The organism is Nonomuraea sp. NPDC048882, from assembly GCF_040649755.1.
GTDB lineage: Bacteria > Actinomycetota > Actinomycetes > Streptosporangiales > Streptosporangiaceae > Nonomuraea > Nonomuraea maheshkhaliensis.
This window is the reverse complement of the sequence record NZ_JBEZGB010000013.1, coordinates 386,990-403,460: the sequence shown is the minus strand read 5'-3', so window position 1 is coordinate 403,460 and position 16,471 is coordinate 386,990. Positions and strand designations below refer to the sequence as shown.

Here is a 16,471-nt window from a genome sequence, read left to right as displayed (position 1 = left end):
GGCGCGACAGCCGGGCCAGCGCGCTGACCACCGCCTGTATTCGACCCTCAGCCGAACCGTTCAGCTGGCCACACCTTGATCACGAAAGATCGAGGTTAGCTGTCCCCGATGCATCACCTGTTGATCTCTCGGTCGTGCTGCTGGTCATGAGATTGCTGTAGGTGCTAAAGGCGGAGTCGTACGGGGTGACCTTCGTGATGCCGGGGAACGGCAATAGGGATTGGCTTCTGACGGCCTCAAAGCATGCAATCTTGCCCTTGAGTGATCCTCTTCCGTGAAAGGCGCAATTCTCGCGAACCTGCACGCTGGGTCGTAGACTGGCTGCCGAGTGCTCTTGCTTCGCGATCTGTCTAACTGGCCATTTTGATAGGCAGACACTAAAGATCGGCGGGTAAGACGTCCGGCTACCTTGCGGCCGTGGCGACCGAACATAATCCCCCGAGTGAGTAGCGAGCACCGCTTCTCGCATTCCGGAGGGTGACGTTCCCTATTCTGTGAGTATCAGCATGCCTTAGGCCCAGTCGAACTCACCCCTGCGCACACCAGCCACAAAAGCCGTCCAGTCCGAGCGGCTGAACTCAAGAACCGCTCCGTCAGGCGAGTTGGAGTCGCGGACGTAAGCTGAATCTAGGCCGAACGCTACCTCCACGCACTCACCTGTCGTACTCGCAGAGCTCTTTCGCCAGATCAGCTCAGGCGGGTCGCCGGGCCCCTGAGTCATCAAGCCTGTCCTCCCCATGTCGGTAAGAGAATAGCCTGGCGGATCAAGATCGTACAGACCGCACGCGGATGACGCTTCGCGAATGGAGGGGTACGTTGCCGACTAGCCGGCAGCCTTCACTCCATACTCGCAGCTGTCTCGAGGATGAGCGCCAGCGACTCGGTCGGATCCAATGCTTCATCGAGAATGGCTTCGAAGTCTGCACGAACATGCCTGATGCGAGGGTCCTCGCCGACTAGTGTCTCGTGAAGATCCCCGTTTTCGCGATGGAGAAGCTCTCCCAGGCCATTATCGAACTCAAGTAGAGTAAAAGCGCCACGCACCATGCCGACATGGGAGCCTGACTCGAATGGCACGATTCTGATACTGATGTGCTCGTTACCCTCAGCCACTTCTACCATGTGCCGGAGCTGAGTCGGCATTATAGTGCGATCACGCCGCACTCCTACTCGCCGGCGAATAACTGCTTCATCGAGTACAAACAACTCACATGGCGGTACTGGACGGTGCCTCAGGGTCTCCTGGCGTAGCTTGCGAAGTTGTACGAGTTGCTTCAGTATGGCCATATCTGTGGCAGCGTCTACCAGGGTCTCGGCGTAGGCCTCCGTCTGCAGCAGCCCAGGTATGGCCAAGGGCTGAAACTGCCTGATAGCGGAAGCGCCCGCCTCGAACCCGATATACGTCAGATAGGCATCCGAAACGTCATTCTTGAAACTGCTCCACCACGCTTTTGAGCGCGCCTCCCTGTTCAAGTGGCGAAGCTCTTCCATGACGGCAGGATCTGAAACTCCGTAGAGATGCCCCAGCGCGTCAAGGTCGACGCGAGATACTCCTGTCCGCCCTCCTTCTATGCGGATCAGCTTCGAGGTATGCCACTCCAAATCCCTGGCGACCTCTTCCTGCGTTAATCTCGCGAGCCTTCGGAGCTCTATGAGCCTCCTGCGGAGAAGCGCCCCCTGGACAACAGGACCATGCTGATTCACAGCACTACACCTCACTTTCCGTAACCCGGTCCGCACCTCAAGCGCCATCCTTGCGGTGCTATGCGGGGCGCCTCACGCTACCTCATTCGGGCAGGGCCGCCGCCGTCAGCCAGCGGGCCCTGTGGTGTGGGTGACCTGCGGAAGCAGGCAGATGCGGTACGCGAGGCCACTCGATCGCAGGATCGGACAGCGCTTCTTTACCTTCTGCTAGGATATGCGATGCAAGATAGCAGATTGCTACCTTGCATGTGGAGATGAGCTGACGGAGCGTGATGCACGGCTGAGTGCCTGATGTGGGTGTTTGGGAGACGGTTGAGTGCGTCTCACGGGCGAGCACCAGAGGCTAGAGGAGGTCGCCGCAACTGAAGATGCGCTGCGTTACACCCTCTGGGTAGCTACGACGAAGGTTGTGCCGGTTCGGGAGGGAATGTGTCCAGAGTCCTGTGGAGCAAAATGGCGGAGGCTGATCTCATAGAAATCGGAGAAGCTCCCGTCATCAGCAGGATCCTGAAGGCAGCGGAAGGCGCCCTCGTTTTCCCTCCACGTAGAGATTCTCCTGACGAAGGGTACGTCAGGGGCCGCGAGGGAAGCCTTGCCTGGCGCCGCGCCATTCCTCTCACCGGAGCAGCAGATGATTGTGACGAGGCGGCGGCTAACCGCTATTTTGTCTATCGGGCACCCAGTGACCGTGAGTATCGCGAAGCGGATAGGCATGTCATCGCCTTGGTGGAGCGCGTGCTGCCTCTTTCCGAATTGGCTTCAGTCAGGGATTAGTCACGGCCAGTCTATGCCCAGTCGGCGTGCCAGATCTTCGGTCAGTCGCGCTTTGGTCTCCACTTTGCCTTCAGGGGAATGGCCGCCACGCGGAGTCTCGATACCCTCTCGCTCCAAAAGGCGCGCGATAAGTTCACCTTCAAGGCCTCGATTGAGCAGTGGAGATATAAGGGCAACAAAACGTCCATGACGGGTAATGATCGCAGGCTTGCCTGAGTCATTGATCTCTTGGATCACTTCAGCAGTCCTCTGGTTGAGATCTCGCATCTTGTAAATACGGACATCCCCTGGACCTGCTGGTGGCTTCTCAACGCTCATGGGCCATCCTTGCAAATCTGCGTACTACCTTTGTACTACATCTACCCCTTGGTATGCGACCCGACCCATCAATGCGGACAAGGAACTGGTCATGAGCAGCCTCGAGTCGGAACCCCTATCAGCGACAGCGAATGACGTGTCACACGCCTCTGACCTGCGGTCGGCTACGAAGTGGTTGGCGGGGGCAAGTGGCACGGTCGTAGCCGTCATACTCGGCAGCAGCATCCAATTACGCAACCTCACAGTCGTCACTGATGCCGGAGTCTGGGCTGTTGGGCTGACCGTGCTGGGGGTTTTGGTCGCCCTGGGTAGTGTTGGCTGGACTCTTTACAATGCAGCCGCCGTACTGGCAACTCCCCGCCGAAGCATCGATGAGCTTGCTGGGCTGGACCGCGCTGACAGCGGCAACTTCCCTTACCGCCGTCTTGAACCGCCAACGTCGCCGCTCATCACCTACATCGCGGTTGAACGCCGCATCGACTTGCTGGGGGTGTCAAGGGACGCCATCTGGCAACTGATCTCGGATCGCGCCTCGGCGCAGAAGGTTCTAGCCAAGCCGGGCACCCCTGACGATAAGGTGCGAATCGGGACGTACGAGTACAACATTAACGACTCTTCTGATCGGGACGCGTTAAGAAACCTCGTGCTCGACCTCGAAGTTCGCATCCAGCGCGTCATGGATGCTGCCGCTTCCTTCGAGACGCGACGGAGATATGAGCGTCTCGTTAGAGCTATGAGATGGTCTGGCGTCCCCTTCGTTTTCAGTGTATTGCTCCTCTTGGGGCTGCCGTCGCTGCAGCCCGCTCGTATAGCCGTAAAGAATCCAACAAGTGTTCGAGTGATCACTCCGCCCGCGAAGAACGATCCGTGCGCGGGGAGGCTATTGGATGGGGTCGCCGTTGGTGGGACATTGGATGCTCCGGTGGTAGTGCTGCCATCACAAGCCGGATGTCCAGCCAAGAAGCTCACCGACACTGAGGGACTTGTTGTCGTGCCGCAGGTCTCCAAATAGCAATACATGAGTACGGGTGGTGTGAGTTGTCGGCGATGCTCATACGGGTAGTCGGGCAGGGTTGGTCCACAGGTTGAATTCGTAGGGTCGGTCATGGGTTTGTCGGGCTATCGAGGGTGAGCCCGGTCTGGGTGAGACAGCCGGTGAGCAGGTGGGGCCGGTACTGGATCTTCTTCAGCTTGCGTTTGACGATGCGGACGAGCCCGGGCAGGTCGGTGACGGCGAAGTTGGCCAGGGCCCGGCGGAGCAGCGACCAGATGCCCTCGGCGGGATTGAGTTCAGGAGCGTAGGCGGGGAGCTGGACGATGCGTAACCAGTCGGCGTTCGCGGTGGCGAAGTCGGCGAGTTGGCCGGCCAGGTGCACATTCATTGTCCCAGCACCACACCAATGGCGCGCCCAGGTGCTGGTGGGTGGCCACGATCAGGTCCCGGTAGTCGATCCAGGAGAAGGTCTTGGGCTCGCTCTTGCGGGCGTGGTAGACGCGCAACTTGTAGAACAGGTGCGGCCGCTCGCCATCGCGGTAGCAGACGACGCCGGCCAGGTTGACCCGGCCCGAGCCTCTGCCGCGGATCGTCACTACCGGCCGGGCGCCGACCGGTGCCCAGGTGCGTCCTTTCGGCGGCCTCAGCCCTTGCCCGGCTTCGTCTTCGAAGCAGAGGTAGGTGCCCAGGTCCGCCGCGGTTGTTTTACCGCGGGCCACACCTCGGCCTTCCACAGCGCGATCGCCTCCTCGTCCCGCTCCAGGGCGCGCCGGGCCGGGACCTGCACCGACCAGCCGTGGCGATGGAGCAGCTTGCCCACGCCCTCGATGGTGTAGCCGATGTGGAACAGCCGCCCGATCAGCGTCTTTACCCGACCCAGCGTCCAGCACTGGTCTTCGGTGTAGCCCCAGGCCAGCGGCCCGCGCCGTAACTCGGCATCCAGTCGCGCCACTGCCGGGCCGACAGCTTCTCCCTCGACACCGGCCCTTTGGACCGCAGCGCTGATGTGCCACCCTCTCGCTATGCCTAACGCCAGCGGGTCACCGACCGCTCGTGTACCCGTAACCGCGCGGCGACCGTCCTGGTCGACTCGCCGGCCTCGAACCACTCGGCCGCCTGCAGCCGTACACGCTCCCGCCGTTCCTGTTCCGCGGGCGTGTACCCACCCCTTTGTCCGTACCGCATGTTCCGGTCGTACCGCGCGGATCGCGATCCGTTAGGAGGCTAGGACTCTACGCATTCAAACTGTGTAGAGGGTGTCTGAAAAGGGTCGGGCGAGTCATGCTGACAGGTGTCGGGGGGCGTGAGCCTGGAGGCGTGCGATGGTTCCTCGGCGTCCATACCCGACCGATTTGTCCGATGCTGAGTGGGAGCTGCTCGATCCGCTGATTCCCGATCCCAAGCCGGGCGGCCGGCCTGCCGTGCATGAGCGTCGGGAGATCGTGAATGCGCTGGCGTACTGGGTGCGGGCAGGGTGCGCCTGGCGGCTGTTGCCGCACGATCTGCCGCCGTGGCAGACGGTCTACCACTACTGGCGCATCTGGCGGATCGAGGGTCGATGGGAACAGATCCTGGCGCGATTACGCGAGCGGGACCGTGCCGGCGGCGGTCGTGACCCCACGCCCAGCGCGGGCATCATCGACAGTCAGAGTGTGCGGGCCACCGACCGCGGCGGCTTGCACGGCTATGACGGAGGTAAGAAGGTTCCGGGAGTGAAGCGGCACCTGCTGGTCGACACGCTCGGCACTGTGGTCACCGCCTGCGTCAGCCCGGCCAGCGTCAACGATCGCGACGGCGCCGTCGTGCTGCTGTCCCGTGCTCGCGGACTCTTGTGGCGGCTGAAGCATGTCTGGGTTGATCAGGGCTATCGCGGACACGATTTCATCGGTTGGCTCCTGGAGGAGTTCGGCGTCACCCTGCAGATCGTCGTGCGCCGTGATGGCGGATTCCGCTCCACCTGGGTCAAGGAAGGAACTCCGCCGCAGCAGATCCCGCGGTTCTCGCTCGTGCCCAGGCGTTGGGTGGTCGAGCGCACTTTCGCCTGGCTGGGTAAATATCGCCGCCTGGCCAAAGACTACGAGTACCTGACCACGACCCTCCGAGAACGTCATCTATCTCGCAATGAGCATGATCCTGCTACACCGCCACAGCGGGCGCTCGCTCTGACCCTTTTCAGACACCCTCTAGCGGGCCAGCCACCGTGTACGCCTACTACGCGGTCTGGCGCGACGAAGGGATACTCGCCCAACTCAACTACGACCTGACCGGACCGGCCCGCGTCAAGGCCGGCCGCGAGCCCGAGCCGACCGCCTCCGTGATCGACACCCAGAGCGTCAAGACCTCCACCAACGTACCCCTGACCAGCCAGGGAACGGATGCCGCCAAGAAGATCGTCGGCCGGAAGCGAGGCATCGTCACAGACGCGCTCGGCCTCCTGCTCGCCGTCACCGTCACCGCCGCGAGCCTCTCCGAAAACGCCATAGGAATACAACTGCTCAACACCGTCAAGGAAACCCACCCGACCATCACCAAGGCCTGGGTCGACACTGGATTCAAGAACGCTGCAGTCGAACACGGGGCCCGCCTCGGAATCGACGTGGAAGTCGTCAACAGAAACCCCGACGTCCGCGGCTTCCAAGTCGTTAAAAGACGCTGGGTAGTGGAACGCAGCCTCGGCTGGCTTATGTTAAGACGACGCCTGACACGCGATTACGAAACCCTTCCTGCCAGCTCCGAAGCCATGATCTACATCGCGTCGATTGACAACCTCACCAAGCGCATAACGGACGAGACCACTCCAACCTGGCGAGGCACCTACTAGGGCATAAGCCGCAATCTGCTCAAATCAAATGCCCTCTTAGACCATGCAGCGGGGGAGCGCCAGGTGCGCAGGGTAGTGGTCAAGACGTGCCCACTTCCTGGTTTACGGAACCGGCTTTCCTCAAGCGGTGGCGTTGCGTAGGTTGCTCGCATGCGGCGCAGAACGCTCGGTTACGAGGACGCAGTCCCACCAGCTCGGCCGTTGCGCCACGGGCCACACCCGCGGGGAAGACGGTCACGGCGGCGGGCCGAGGCTCCCCGCCCAGAGGATCGGGAATGAGGCCGATCAGTCCATACGGCTGCTGGAGCGGCTCGTCGGCAACAACCTCGCGTAACAGCTCCGCGACCTTCAGGCCGGGGACGCGCTCCAGCACTGAGCCGGGCCGGGTCTCGGCCAGCCAAGACCCGGCCAGGTCTGGTAGGTCCTCGCCCGGTGCGGAGCACACGATGACCACCGCCTCGTCGGACACTCCGCCCGCGGCCTGCACGATGCGCCGCCGTCCCGGCGGGGTTCCCAGTTCACGCCACGCCAGCATCAGCCCGGTGGCCGCCCGAGGTGTGCCCGTCTCGTCCCTGTGCACGTCGAACGTGGTGACCCCCGCCGCTCCGAGCTCGACGACGTTGAGATGGCGCGAACCCCGCAGAGCGCTCACGGCCGAGGCGAGGGCACTCCGCAACCGCGCCTCAGTTTCCCTCACACCGCTCCTCTCCACAGGCTCCCTATTTTCACCAGCAGAGCCTTCCGTCCACAGCTGATTCCCTCGATACCCACCGCTTTGATCTCTTCTTCCACATCGTCGAACTCGGGCAGACTCCGGCGGAAGCGCGGACGACGCCGACTTGATGGGCCTGATGAGTACCTCTCCACCATGCCCTGTCGACCTCACGCCTGGTGCCGCGGCCGGGGCGAGGCTGGCCACGCAGTCAACGACGGCAAGGGGGTCTTGGACGGGTTGCTCAGTCAGTTCGCTAGCGTATCCACGCTACTGGCCTACGTCCTTGCGAATCAGCGCCGGCTCGGGCGACCCTGTTATCGATCGCCGAGATCTATCAGGGGCCGGCCTGGCCGGGCTGTGTGTCGGTCCAGCCGGTGTCTCACGAATTCAGGATGGGCTTCGCCGACTTCGATGCTGTTTTCATCGAGAGCGTTGGCGATGTGGAACCGGCCGGTACCGAAGACGAACTCCACGGCGAGGGTGCCGCCCGCCAGATCATGACGTGATGATGCCCTCCACTCGAGCAGGGCGACCTCGCGGAGTTCCTGGCCAACGAACGGCTCGAGCCGCTCGTCGGTGCCAGACCACGTTGGTGTCTGCTGGACGTACTCCCAGCCGCTGATCGCGGCCGTCGTGTCGATGGTGTTCCTACCGATCGACAGCTCGTCGAACTTCCAGTGGCAGATCTCCGCCTGGACGCCGTTGAAGTCCAGGACGACGGGGCAGTCGGCGAACCAGTCCCCGTCCTCGGCGAAGCGTACGAGTGCGAACCCCGTCAGACGCCTGCCGGCAAGCGCGGCCAGAGCCGGTCCGTGTGCCTCGCGGACGGCTTCGAGTCCGACGAGGAAGGCCGGTTCGAAGCCACAGATCCCCATCACGATAGGTGATTGTCCAGGTTCATCGCGGAACCAGCTAGCCCATACTCTCCGCCAGACCGTAGGGCCCCTTGTTATCGGCATCCATAGGAGGATGATCCGGTTGACGTGCCCTCCAGCTGGCCCAGAGCTGAAGGGGCGAGTGAACCGGTCCGAGTTTCTTGGAGGCCCTGGTGTGCTCAGAGGAGAACCAGTGGGACCTGCTGGTCGAGCACGGAGACTGGCTCGCGTCCGCCTTCCACTGCCTCTGGGCCGAGAGCGACGACCAGGAGGAGCTGGCGCGGCTGCTCAAGGTGGATCCGGCCTCCCGCATGGAGTGCGACCTGCGCACGCTGATGGCCCGCTGGGACACGATCCCCCAGGGCGTCTGGATGGGCCCGCACGCGCCCGGCTGGACCCACCTGTTCGTCTTCGGCATGTACTCGTTCCACCCCGCCCTCCGGGATCTGGGCAAGCGGCGGGTCTTCGAGATGTACAACGCGGGAGAGGTGGGGGAAGGGCTTGAGCCGCTGTATCTGAACTACGACGGAGAGCGGCTCGGTGATGTCACCCCGCCTTACGAGGAAGGCGGGGACATGGAGCTTCCCGACTACCGGCCCTACACGGCGGGGCTGGAACTCGGAAGGAGGAGCGGCACCGCCCGCGAGGCGCACCTGATGTTCTGCGTGGCAGGGCGGATTACGGGGCGCTTCGCCGACCGGGAATGGTGGACGTCGCCCCGTACCTATTACCAGATCCCCATCCGGTCATAAGCGGGGGCGTGCTCAGGGGTGGAGCGTCAGGCCCTTCAGTGCCTTATCCACGCCGTTCCGTCCCCCGTGCACGGCGATCCCGACCAGTTCCATCTCGCCGCCGCCACGGCCCGCCCTGCCGTGGGCGCTGTCGGCCCTGGGCAAAGTCAGCTCCGGATGAGTCAGCTCGATTCGCCCCAGCTGGTCGCGGGTGATGTCGCTATCCTGCCGGTCAGCTGGGGTGACCATAACGGCCAGCAGCAGCCCACTGGGTTGCGTCCACGGGCGTGGTGTACGAGTTTGGCTTGCCGGCGGCATCGCCCGGTTGGCTGAGCCCTGGCCCTCCAGCGGGAAGGATCTGGCATGGTGGCTGCCCGATCGCGATAGTCCACGGCCAGGGTGTAGCCCAGGAGAGTAACGACGTCCTCGATGGCGATGACCGGTTGCCGTTCCGGGTTGTACGCACGTATTTGGCGCGATCGACGGGCTGCGTCGCCCGCGGGCAGAGGCAGTCGTAGCGGGTTGTTGCTGCGTGGATTACCCGAAATCAGGGGTTGACCTGGGGGAACGCCTGCAAGATCATCCCCCGTATGTCCCCTGATCATGGTCGTACGGCTGCGTACGGGCACTGTCCGCTGCCTATCGAGGGTGGCGAAACAAAAGACCTGCGGCTGTGAAACCGCAGGTCAGGGGCCTGAAATGCCGATCTAGGTGAGTGCCCCCGGCAGGATTCGAACCTGCGGCACCCGCTTTAGGAGAGCGGTGCTCTATCCCCTGAGCTACGGAGGCGGACTCTCGTAAGCCTAGCGAAAGTCTGGCACTGCACGCGACGTGCGGCCCCGATCAGTTTTGTGGGGTTGGTTATGGGTGCTCTGAGCTGCGGTAAAGCCATGGCAAGCGGTCGGTGGCGGGTTCGGGGGGCGTGGATACCGTCTGCTCGTGACCAGGAGGCGATGTACGCAGGCCCGTCGGCGGCCCGTTGTTCTGTTCGGGGCGTTGCTGGCGCCGGCGATTTTGGCGGGTGGGTTGCTGGCGGGGGAGATGCGGGGGCTTGGGTTGGCGGGGCCGCCGATGGTTGTGCCGAGTTGGGGGCGGGGGATGGCGTTGGAGCCGGTGTTGGTGCCTGCTCCGCCTCGGCCTGATCGGTGGTATGAGGGGGTTGTGCCTGCACCTGTGCGGGAGGAAGAGGTCTCGCCTCCTGTGGAGGAGGAGGCGCCGGAGGAGGAGGTTGTGGTGGCTTCCGAGCCGCAGGAGGAGGCTCTGCCTGAGGAGCCTGTGACGCCGGCTCCTGTGCGGACTCGGGACGGGTGCCCGGGGGAGTGGGTGGACACCTGGTTGTGGGAGTTGTGCCGGGATCGGGAGCAGGAGAGGGCGGGAGTAGGGGCAGGGGCAGGGGAGAGTTGGGTGCCGGGGATATGAGTGGCGGGGGAGGGCTGGGTGCTGGGGATGTGGGTTGCGCGGGAGGGTTGGGTGTGGGGGTTGTGAGGGTGCGGGAGGGGATGGTGCACGCCGTCATCGAGTGGGCTTCCCCGGTCGTGGTGACGTTGTGGGTTGCGAGGGAGGGGTGGGTGCACCTCCTTATCGAGGGTGCTCCCGCGCTCGTGCCGATGTTGTGGGCGCGGGTTGTGGGGCGTGCGGGGGAGTTGGGTGGAGGGGAGGTGAACCGCAGGGGGTTGGCTGGGCGTACTGATCGATAAGTGGTGCTGATCTTTGGAGGTGCGTGCGGGTTTGGGGTGGCGGTGTGTGGGCGGGACAGGGCGAGCTGAGCAAAGTGGGCTATTTGTCTCATAACAGCTCTTCCGAGTTCGGTCCGGACACTCCGGGGGCTGTAGTAACGTGCGTGCCTGACTTGGGTAACGAGAGTGCAAACGGAGGAGTCGAACGTGCCAGCCCCTCGATCAGCAGGTCTGATCGCGGTTGTCATGGCGGTGGCTTCTCTTCTCGTGCCCGGTGGGCAGGGGTCGGCTCAGGCTCAGGTGCACTCGAAGGCGTACGTGAAGGCGCGGGTTCAGCTGGATCGGCGGGATCCGTCCAATCTGACTGAGTTGCGGAGAGAGGCCGAGAAGTCGGCCAAGGAGCTGGAAGAGGCCACCAAGGCGCTGGAGAAGCGGCGGGCTGAGATCGCGGCATCCGAGCGGACGCTCAAGACCAAGCTCGCCTCCCTGCAGCAGCTGGAGCAGCGGGTGGCGGCGATGCGGCAGCCGGTGTCGCAGATGGCCGAGTTGCTCTATCAGCAGCCGCTCATGGGGGGCATCCTGCCGTTCCTGACGGGTGGCGCGGATGAGAAGACCTTGCGGGCGCTGTCGGACGCGAACCAGATGGTGGCCGTGCGGCAGCAGGCGGTTGAGCAGACCAGCACGTTGTACAAGGAGGCCGAGCGGCTGGCCGGTGAGGCGCAGGAACTGCGGGCCGGCAATCTGCTGGCCGAGGCGCAGCTGGCGGCCGAAGTGGACACGTTGCGGCAGCGGTCGGACAAGATCGTGAAGTCGCTGACCTCGGCGCTGGTGAAGCTCGGTATCAAGATCGACAAGGTGGGGCGGGCGGCGCTGGGGTGCAATCCGCTGCGGGCGGCCACGGCCGATCACTATCCCAACGGGTTGATCCCCCCGTCGATGCTCTGCCCCCTGCAGCAGAAGGGGCAGAGCCTCAGGGCCGACGCCACCATCGCGTTCGTCAGTCTGAACGAGGCCTACCGGCGCCGGTTCGGGAAGGCCATGTGTGTGACGGACGCCTACCGGAGCCTGGCCGAGCAGCAGTCGGTCTACTACCGGCGGCCCGGGTTCGCGGCGGTGCCGGGGCGGAGCAACCACGGGCTCGGGCTGGCGGTGGACCTGTGTGGCGGCGTGGAGCGGTCGGGGTCCGCGGAGTTCGTGTGGATGGAGAAGAACTCGAAGCGGTATGGGTGGTTCCATCCGTCGTGGGCCTACAGCAGCCCGTTCGAGCCGTGGCATTGGGAGTACGACCCCAAGATCGATTCGCTGGTCTGATCTTTCTACAGGCTTACTGGAGTGACTTCCTCGCTGCAGAAAGCGCAGCGGCCGGCCGCCTTGGGGATCTCCGAGAGGCACTCGGGGCAGTCGCGGGTCATCGCCTCGATCCTGGCCGCGGCGCGATCCTTGAAGTGGGTGTACGGCTTGACGACGAGGAAATAGAGCACCACGGCGACGATCAGGAACGAGACGACCGCGTTGATGAAGTTGCCGTACATGAAGTTGGACTGGCCGATGGTGACCTTGAGCGAGGAGAAGTCGGGCAGGCCGCCGAACGCCGAGATCAGCGGCGTGAGCAGGTCGGCCACGAACGACTGCACGATCGCGTTGAAGGCGGCACCGACGACCACCGCGACGGCCAAGTCGATGACATTGCCCTGGGTGAGGAACCTTCTGAATCCGTTCATGGGAAGTGATCGTAGTCGAGTCATTACCCAGGGTTAGGTTTGATGGTGATCGACAGGCGGGCGTGGGCCTGGGCGGTGGCCAGTTCGGCCGCCTGGGTGATGGTGGTGGCCAGGACGATCAGGCTGCCGTCGGACGAGGAGGAGGACGACGCCGCTTTGGGGATGGTGAGGACCTGGCTGTCAGGGGCGATCTGGCGTGCGGGTACGCCCTCCGCGTAGGAAGCCAGGAGGGTGATCGTGGAGCCGGGGGAGAGCAGGGCGGCCGCGGCGGGGTCGGAGATGCGTACCGGGGTGGCCACCAGGCCCGGTGGGAGGCGGTAAGAGGACAGCAGGCGGGCGTCGGTGAGGGGCTCGCCTCTGCGCATGGGGGCGGCCAGGGTCTGGGCCGACGATGGGGAGAGGGCGCGCACCGCCCCGGCGGGCGGCGGGACGAGTGCCGCCGGGTGGAAGTCGGCCGGATCGAGTGGGCCGGCGGCCAGGTCGCGCGAGGCCACCAGGACCGTAGGGGCAGAGGTGGCGGGGCGGGTGGCCAGGAAGGCGGCCAGCACGGACAGGGCGGCGAACGCCGCCGCGACGAGGCGGCGGCGACGGCCGTAGCGTGTCAGCCAGGATCGGATCACGGCAGCTCGAAGGGCAGCTTGAGGCCGTCGAGTGCCGAGCCGCAGGAGCAGGCGCGCTCTTCGGGGAGGGCCTGGACGGTCTCGGACACCAGGGTGCGCATGCGGGTGACGTTTCCGGCGAAGAACTCCAGCACCTCGTCATGGGTGACGCCCTGGCCGGCCTCGACCCCGGCGTCGTGGTCGGTCACGAGGGAGATCGAGGTGTAGCAGAGGGCCAGCTCGCGGGCCAGGATCGCCTCGGGGAAGCCGGTCATGCCCACGATCGACCAGCCGTTGGCCGCGTACCACTGCGACTCGGCGCGCGTGGAGAAGCGCGGGCCCTCGATGACGACCAGCGTGCCGCCGTCGACCGTCTGCCAGCCGCCCTCCTGGGCGCGCTTGACCGAGACGGCGCGGCCGGACGGGCAGTAGGGGTCGGCGAAGGAGATGTGGACCGCGCCGTCGGTGTCGTAATAGGTCTGTACGCGCCCAGAGGTGCGGTCGACGAGCTGATCGGGCACCACCAGGGCACCGGGGCCGTATTCGGCCTTCAGCGAACCCACGGCGCTGGGCGCGAGCACCTGGCGGACGCCGAGTGAGCGCAGCGCCCAGAGGTTGGCGCGATAGGGGATGCGGTGGGGCGGGAAACGGTGATCTCGCCCGTGTCTGGGGATGAACGCCACCGAACGCGAGCCGATGCGCCCGATTGTGACGACATCGCTCGGGGGGCCGTAGGGAGTGGAGAGCTGGAGCTCCTCGGCGTCGTCCAGCAGGGAGTAGAAGCCCGAACCGCCGATGACGCCGATGTCTGCGCGAGTGACCATGGCGCAGAGAGTAGCGGGAGCGGGGTGCGGCTAGAACGACCCGAACGCCGTTCTGTGGATAACGGGGTTCGGGTGTTGCGGCGCGCCGACATCAGCCGACATTGACCGGCGTTAGATGACATCAACCGGCATGTCGGCATTTGTCCGCCCACTGCGGCCGGTCTCCGCCCCGCTCTCGGGTAAGCAGGCCGTACGAGCGCCCGGGGCAGGCCCCAGGCCCTGAGAAGGTCAGCTGGAGGTCGTCGTGGAGGCGGCGGCCGGCGCGGGGGCGGTCGACGGCGTCGAGGAACTCGACTCCGACGACGACTTGCTCTCGCCGGACTTCGCGCCGGAAGAACCAGAAGAGGACGCGGCCGTGGACGACGAGCCCGACGACGAGCGGTTGTCGGTCCGGTAGAAGCCGGAACCCTTGAACACGATGCCGACGGCCGAGAACACCTTGCGCAGGTTGCCCTGGCAGCTCGGGCACACCGTCAACGCATCGTCGGTGAACTTCTGAACGACCTCGAGCTGCTCACCGCAGTCGTTGCAGGCGTACTGATAGGTCGGCACGCGCTCCTCCTTACAAGCTTTGGCACTCGAGCGATGCGACTGCTAATGGTAACCGATGGGGTCAAACAGCTATTCCAACCCCCGCTCGCCGTACCAGCCTGCCAGCTTTCCACCTCGGCTCACGGCCCGGAGCCGGCGCTCCGCCTCGTCGCGGCAGGCGGCGGTGGTGACGACCAGGAGCTGGTCGTCCACGCGCAGCCTGGTCGTGGTGCTGGGGACGAAGGATTTGCCGTCGCGTACGATGAGCGTCACCGCAGCTCCAGAGGGCAGGCGGAGCTCGTAGACCTCCACCCCGTGCAGGCGCGAGCCCGGAGGCACCCTGACCTGCAGCAGGTCGGCGTTGAGCTCCTCCAGCGGAGCGGACTCGACCGCGAGATCATGGGCCTCGCCGGGAGCGGCCACCCCGAGCAGCCGCGCGGCGTACGGCAGCGTCGGCCCCTGGAGCAGGGTGAACACGATGACGATCACGAAGACCTCGTTGAAGAGGCCTTTGGAGCCGACGACGCCGGCCGCCCACGGGATGGTCGCCAGGACGATCGGGACCGCGCCGCGCAGCCCGGCCCACGACAGGAACGCCTGGTCGCGCCAGCTCACCCAGCCCAGCCGCAGCACCCATGACAGGGCGGAGCTGACCAGCACCGACAGCGGGCGGGCCAGGAGCGCGAGTATGGTGCCGGTGATCAGGCCGGGGACGATCGCCGGCGCCATCTCGTTGACGTCGGCCAGCATGCCGAGCAGGACGAACATGCCGATCTGCGCCAGCCAGGCCGCGCCCTCCGCGAAACCTCTGGTGGCCGCCCGGTGCGGCAGGCGCGAGTTGCCCAGGATGAGCGCCGTCAGGTAGACGGCCAGGAAGCCGGAGCCGTGCAGCAGCACCGCGCCGCCGTACGAGACGAAGGTAAGCGCCAGCACGGCGATGGGAGAGAGGCCGGAGGCGGGCAGGGCGACGCGGCGCAGGGCGTAGGCGCCGGCGGGGCCGACGGCGAGGCCCACCGCGGCGCCGATGAGCAGCTCGATCCCGGTCTCCAGCAGGAACGTTCCCAGGGTGGCCGAGGAGTGTGAGGCCCCGCTGAGCAGCACCACGGCGATGACCGTGGGCGCGTCGTTGAGCCCGGACTCCGCCTCCAGCACCCCCGCGAGGCGCGGTGGCAGCGGCAGCCTGCGCAGCACGGAGAAGACAGCGGCGGCGTCGGTGGAGGCCAGGACGGCGCCGAGGATCAGCGCCGTCTTGCCGTCGATGCCGAGAATGCCCTGAACGACCAGCGCCACCACGACGACGCTGACGGCCACGCCCACGGTCGCCAGGATCATGGCAAGGGGGACGGAACGCCGTACGTGGGACCAGTTCGTCGTCAGGCCGCCCTCGGCCAGGATCACCGCCAGCGCCGTCATCCCGATCTGCTGGGCCAGCTGGGGGCTCTCGAAGGGGATGCCGAGCCCGGAAGGCCCCAGGACCAGCCCGAAGCCGAGGAACACCAGCAGGCTGGGCAGGCCGGTGCGATGGGCGATGCGGACGGAGGCGATCGCGGCGATGACGATCACGGCGCCAAGAAGGAGCCAGACGTCGAGCATCATCTGGCTCCTCTCGTACCGGCGGTCACATAAGACTAGTGAGTCCAGAAGGCGTCATCGCGTAGCGAACCCGCCGGTCATGGGGCTCGGACGGGACGGCGTCGATCAGCTCGCCGTCGTGCAGCAGGGCCACCGTGGGGACGTTGGGGCCGACCCTGGCCAGCGCCCGATCGTAGGAGCCGCCGCCGCGTCCGAGGCGCACGCCCGTGCGCCTGTCGACGGCCAGCGCGGGCACGATCACGAGGGCGGCGGTACGTACGGCGTCGACGCCTCTGCGGGTGTCGACCGGCTCCATGATTCCGTGGCGGCCGGGGGCGAGCGTGTCGGGCCCGTCGTAGACCGCCCAATTCAGGTCATTGTCCTTCTGGAGCACGGGCAGGATGACGGTGGCTCCATGTTTCCAGAGAGCGAACACGAGCCCGTGCGTCTCCGGCTCCGACCCCGCTGACCAGTAGCAGGCCACCAGACCGGCCATCTGCACCCACGGCTGTTCGAGCAGCGTTTCGCGGACCTTGATGGCGTTTGCCCGTAGCTGTTCGGGGGTGAGGGAGCCGCGCGCCGCGTTCAGCTCGCGGCGCAGGTTCATCTTGTCCAC

20 protein-coding genes, 1 tRNA gene and 1 pseudogene are annotated in these 16,471 nt (G+C 65.3%); 6 read left to right on the top strand and 16 right to left on the bottom strand.

Annotation, left to right across the window (positions count from 1 at the left end):
• Window positions 1-511: 511 nt before the first annotated feature.
• Together AB0C27_RS39685 and AB0C27_RS39680 are read right to left on the bottom strand one after the other, a co-directional pair.
• Window positions 512-721, bottom strand: a complete 210-nt coding sequence (locus AB0C27_RS39685; protein ID WP_326634807.1) for a DUF397 domain-containing protein — start codon at window positions 719-721, stop codon at window positions 512-514.
• Between the two features lie 116 nt (window positions 722-837).
• Entirely contained in the window at window positions 838-1,752 is a 915-nt protein-coding gene (locus AB0C27_RS39680; protein WP_357855509.1) for a helix-turn-helix transcriptional regulator, read from the bottom strand.
• 381 nt (window positions 1,753-2,133) lie between these two features.
• On the opposite strand from AB0C27_RS39680, the gene AB0C27_RS39675 reads away from it, so the two are divergent.
• Window positions 2,134-2,478, top strand: a complete 345-nt coding sequence (locus tag AB0C27_RS39675; protein ID WP_326634809.1) for a hypothetical protein — start codon at window positions 2,134-2,136, stop codon at window positions 2,476-2,478.
• On the opposite strand, the gene AB0C27_RS39670 is transcribed toward AB0C27_RS39675, so the two are convergent.
• Entirely contained in the window at window positions 2,479-2,796 is a 318-nt protein-coding gene (locus AB0C27_RS39670) for a hypothetical protein (protein WP_326634810.1), read from the bottom strand.
• Window positions 2,797-2,887: 91 nt separating this feature from the next.
• Here AB0C27_RS39670 and AB0C27_RS39665 point away from each other — a divergent pair, with 91 nt between their 5' ends.
• The gene (locus AB0C27_RS39665) at window positions 2,888-3,808 is read left to right on the top strand and encodes a hypothetical protein (protein WP_357855505.1); all 921 of its coding nucleotides are present in this window, start codon (window positions 2,888-2,890) and stop codon (window positions 3,806-3,808) included.
• A 91-nt stretch (window positions 3,809-3,899) separates the two neighbouring features.
• On the opposite strand, the gene AB0C27_RS39660 is transcribed toward AB0C27_RS39665, so the two are convergent.
• The 3 genes from AB0C27_RS39660 to AB0C27_RS39650 form a co-directional block, all read right to left on the bottom strand.
• Complete coding sequence (locus tag AB0C27_RS39660; protein WP_357855502.1) at window positions 3,900-4,178, bottom strand: transposase; 279 nt, start codon at window positions 4,176-4,178, stop codon at window positions 3,900-3,902.
• 255 nt (window positions 4,179-4,433) lie between these two features.
• Window positions 4,434-4,742 carry a winged helix-turn-helix domain-containing protein gene (locus AB0C27_RS39655; RefSeq protein WP_357855500.1) on the bottom strand — a complete coding sequence of 103 codons (309 nt, stop codon included), beginning with the start codon at window positions 4,740-4,742 and terminating at the stop codon, window positions 4,434-4,436.
• A gap of 74 nt (window positions 4,743-4,816) precedes the next feature.
• The gene (locus AB0C27_RS39650; protein ID WP_357855497.1) at window positions 4,817-4,975 is read right to left on the bottom strand and encodes a helix-turn-helix domain-containing protein; all 159 of its coding nucleotides are present in this window, start codon (window positions 4,973-4,975) and stop codon (window positions 4,817-4,819) included.
• Window positions 4,976-5,112: 137 nt separating this feature from the next.
• Between AB0C27_RS39650 and AB0C27_RS39645 the strand changes: the two genes are divergently transcribed.
• Window positions 5,113-5,956, top strand: a protein-coding gene (locus AB0C27_RS39645; protein ID WP_357855494.1) for an IS5 family transposase whose coding sequence is annotated in 2 segments (ribosomal slippage) — window positions 5,113-5,886 and window positions 5,888-5,956 — 843 coding nt in all. Because the reading frame shifts where the segments join, the coding sequence is not laid out codon by codon here.
• A gap of 31 nt (window positions 5,957-5,987) precedes the next feature.
• A pseudogene (locus AB0C27_RS39640) lies at window positions 5,988-6,611 on the top strand (transposase); the annotation flags it as partial.
• 79 nt (window positions 6,612-6,690) lie between these two features.
• Here the strand turns inward: AB0C27_RS39640 and AB0C27_RS39635 are convergent.
• Both AB0C27_RS39635 and AB0C27_RS39630 read right to left on the bottom strand, forming a co-directional pair.
• On the bottom strand, window positions 6,691-7,308 hold the full coding sequence (locus AB0C27_RS39635) for a hypothetical protein (protein ID WP_357855491.1): 618 nt from the start codon (window positions 7,306-7,308) through the stop codon (window positions 6,691-6,693).
• A gap of 332 nt (window positions 7,309-7,640) precedes the next feature.
• A complete protein-coding gene (locus tag AB0C27_RS39630; protein ID WP_357855488.1) occupies window positions 7,641-8,204 on the bottom strand; it encodes a hypothetical protein in 564 nt (187 codons plus the stop codon).
• Between the two features lie 170 nt (window positions 8,205-8,374).
• Between AB0C27_RS39630 and AB0C27_RS39625 the strand changes: the two genes are divergently transcribed.
• On the top strand, window positions 8,375-8,953 hold the full coding sequence (locus AB0C27_RS39625; RefSeq protein WP_357855485.1) for a hypothetical protein: 579 nt from the start codon (window positions 8,375-8,377) through the stop codon (window positions 8,951-8,953).
• Between the two features lie 12 nt (window positions 8,954-8,965).
• Here AB0C27_RS39625 and AB0C27_RS39620 read toward each other — a convergent pair whose 3' ends face one another.
• The gene (locus tag AB0C27_RS39620; protein ID WP_357855482.1) at window positions 8,966-9,181 is read right to left on the bottom strand and encodes a hypothetical protein; all 216 of its coding nucleotides are present in this window, start codon (window positions 9,179-9,181) and stop codon (window positions 8,966-8,968) included.
• A 467-nt stretch (window positions 9,182-9,648) separates the two neighbouring features.
• Window positions 9,649-9,721: transfer RNA gene (locus AB0C27_RS39615), tRNA-Arg, on the bottom strand.
• Between the two features lie 1,256 nt (window positions 9,722-10,977).
• Between AB0C27_RS39615 and AB0C27_RS39610 the strand changes: the two genes are divergently transcribed.
• Window positions 10,978-11,919 (top strand): D-alanyl-D-alanine carboxypeptidase family protein, encoded by a 942-nt coding sequence (locus tag AB0C27_RS39610; protein WP_357855479.1) that lies wholly within the window; start codon window positions 10,978-10,980, stop codon window positions 11,917-11,919.
• A 5-nt stretch (window positions 11,920-11,924) separates the two neighbouring features.
• Here the strand turns inward: AB0C27_RS39610 and mscL are convergent, their stop codons facing one another.
• The 6 genes from mscL to AB0C27_RS39580 form a co-directional block, all read right to left on the bottom strand.
• Complete coding sequence (mscL, locus tag AB0C27_RS39605) at window positions 11,925-12,329, bottom strand: large conductance mechanosensitive channel protein MscL (protein WP_357855476.1); 405 nt, start codon at window positions 12,327-12,329, stop codon at window positions 11,925-11,927.
• 23 nt (window positions 12,330-12,352) lie between these two features.
• Entirely contained in the window at window positions 12,353-12,949 is a 597-nt protein-coding gene (locus AB0C27_RS39600) for a flagellar biosynthesis protein FlgA (protein ID WP_357855473.1), read from the bottom strand.
• Window positions 12,946-13,752, bottom strand: a complete 807-nt coding sequence (locus AB0C27_RS39595; RefSeq protein WP_357855470.1) for an S-methyl-5'-thioadenosine phosphorylase — start codon at window positions 13,750-13,752, stop codon at window positions 12,946-12,948. The genes AB0C27_RS39600 and AB0C27_RS39595 overlap by 4 nt, the downstream gene beginning before the upstream one ends.
• Before the next feature lie 228 nt (window positions 13,753-13,980).
• On the bottom strand, window positions 13,981-14,304 hold the full coding sequence (locus AB0C27_RS39590) for an FmdB family zinc ribbon protein (RefSeq protein WP_357855467.1): 324 nt from the start codon (window positions 14,302-14,304) through the stop codon (window positions 13,981-13,983).
• 69 nt (window positions 14,305-14,373) lie between these two features.
• A complete protein-coding gene (locus tag AB0C27_RS39585) occupies window positions 14,374-15,879 on the bottom strand; it encodes a potassium/proton antiporter (RefSeq protein ID WP_357855464.1) in 1,506 nt (501 codons plus the stop codon).
• 22 nt (window positions 15,880-15,901) lie between these two features.
• On the bottom strand, window positions 15,902-16,462 hold the full coding sequence (locus AB0C27_RS39580; protein ID WP_357855555.1) for a 5-formyltetrahydrofolate cyclo-ligase: 561 nt from the start codon (window positions 16,460-16,462) through the stop codon (window positions 15,902-15,904).
• Window positions 16,463-16,471: the final 9 nt, after the last annotated feature.

Bases quoted from the DNA above. Each gene is read 5' to 3' on its own strand.
- AB0C27_RS39685 (WP_326634807.1), bottom strand. From the start codon at position 721: ATGACTCAGGGGCCCGGCGACCCGCCTGAGCTGATCTGGCGAAAGAGC.
- AB0C27_RS39680 (WP_357855509.1), bottom strand. From the start codon at position 1,752: ATGGCGCTTGAGGTGCGGACCGGGTTACGGAAAGTGAGGTGTAGTGCT.
- AB0C27_RS39670 (WP_326634810.1), bottom strand. From the start codon at position 2,796: ATGAGCGTTGAGAAGCCACCAGCAGGTCCAGGGGATGTCCGTATTTAC.
- AB0C27_RS39665 (WP_357855505.1), top strand. From the start codon at position 2,888: ATGAGCAGCCTCGAGTCGGAACCCCTATCAGCGACAGCGAATGACGTG.
- AB0C27_RS39660 (WP_357855502.1), bottom strand. From the start codon at position 4,178: ATGAATGTGCACCTGGCCGGCCAACTCGCCGACTTCGCCACCGCGAAC.
- AB0C27_RS39650 (WP_357855497.1), bottom strand. From the start codon at position 4,975: ATGCGGTACGGACAAAGGGGTGGGTACACGCCCGCGGAACAGGAACGG.
- AB0C27_RS39620 (WP_357855482.1), bottom strand. From the start codon at position 9,181: ATGGTCACCCCAGCTGACCGGCAGGATAGCGACATCACCCGCGACCAG.
- mscL (WP_357855476.1), bottom strand. From the start codon at position 12,329: ATGAACGGATTCAGAAGGTTCCTCACCCAGGGCAATGTCATCGACTTG.
- AB0C27_RS39595 (WP_357855470.1), bottom strand. From the start codon at position 13,752: ATGGTCACTCGCGCAGACATCGGCGTCATCGGCGGTTCGGGCTTCTAC.
- AB0C27_RS39585 (WP_357855464.1), bottom strand. From the start codon at position 15,879: ATGATGCTCGACGTCTGGCTCCTTCTTGGCGCCGTGATCGTCATCGCC.
- AB0C27_RS39580 (WP_357855555.1), bottom strand. From the start codon at position 16,462: ATGAACCTGCGCCGCGAGCTGAACGCGGCGCGCGGCTCCCTCACCCCC.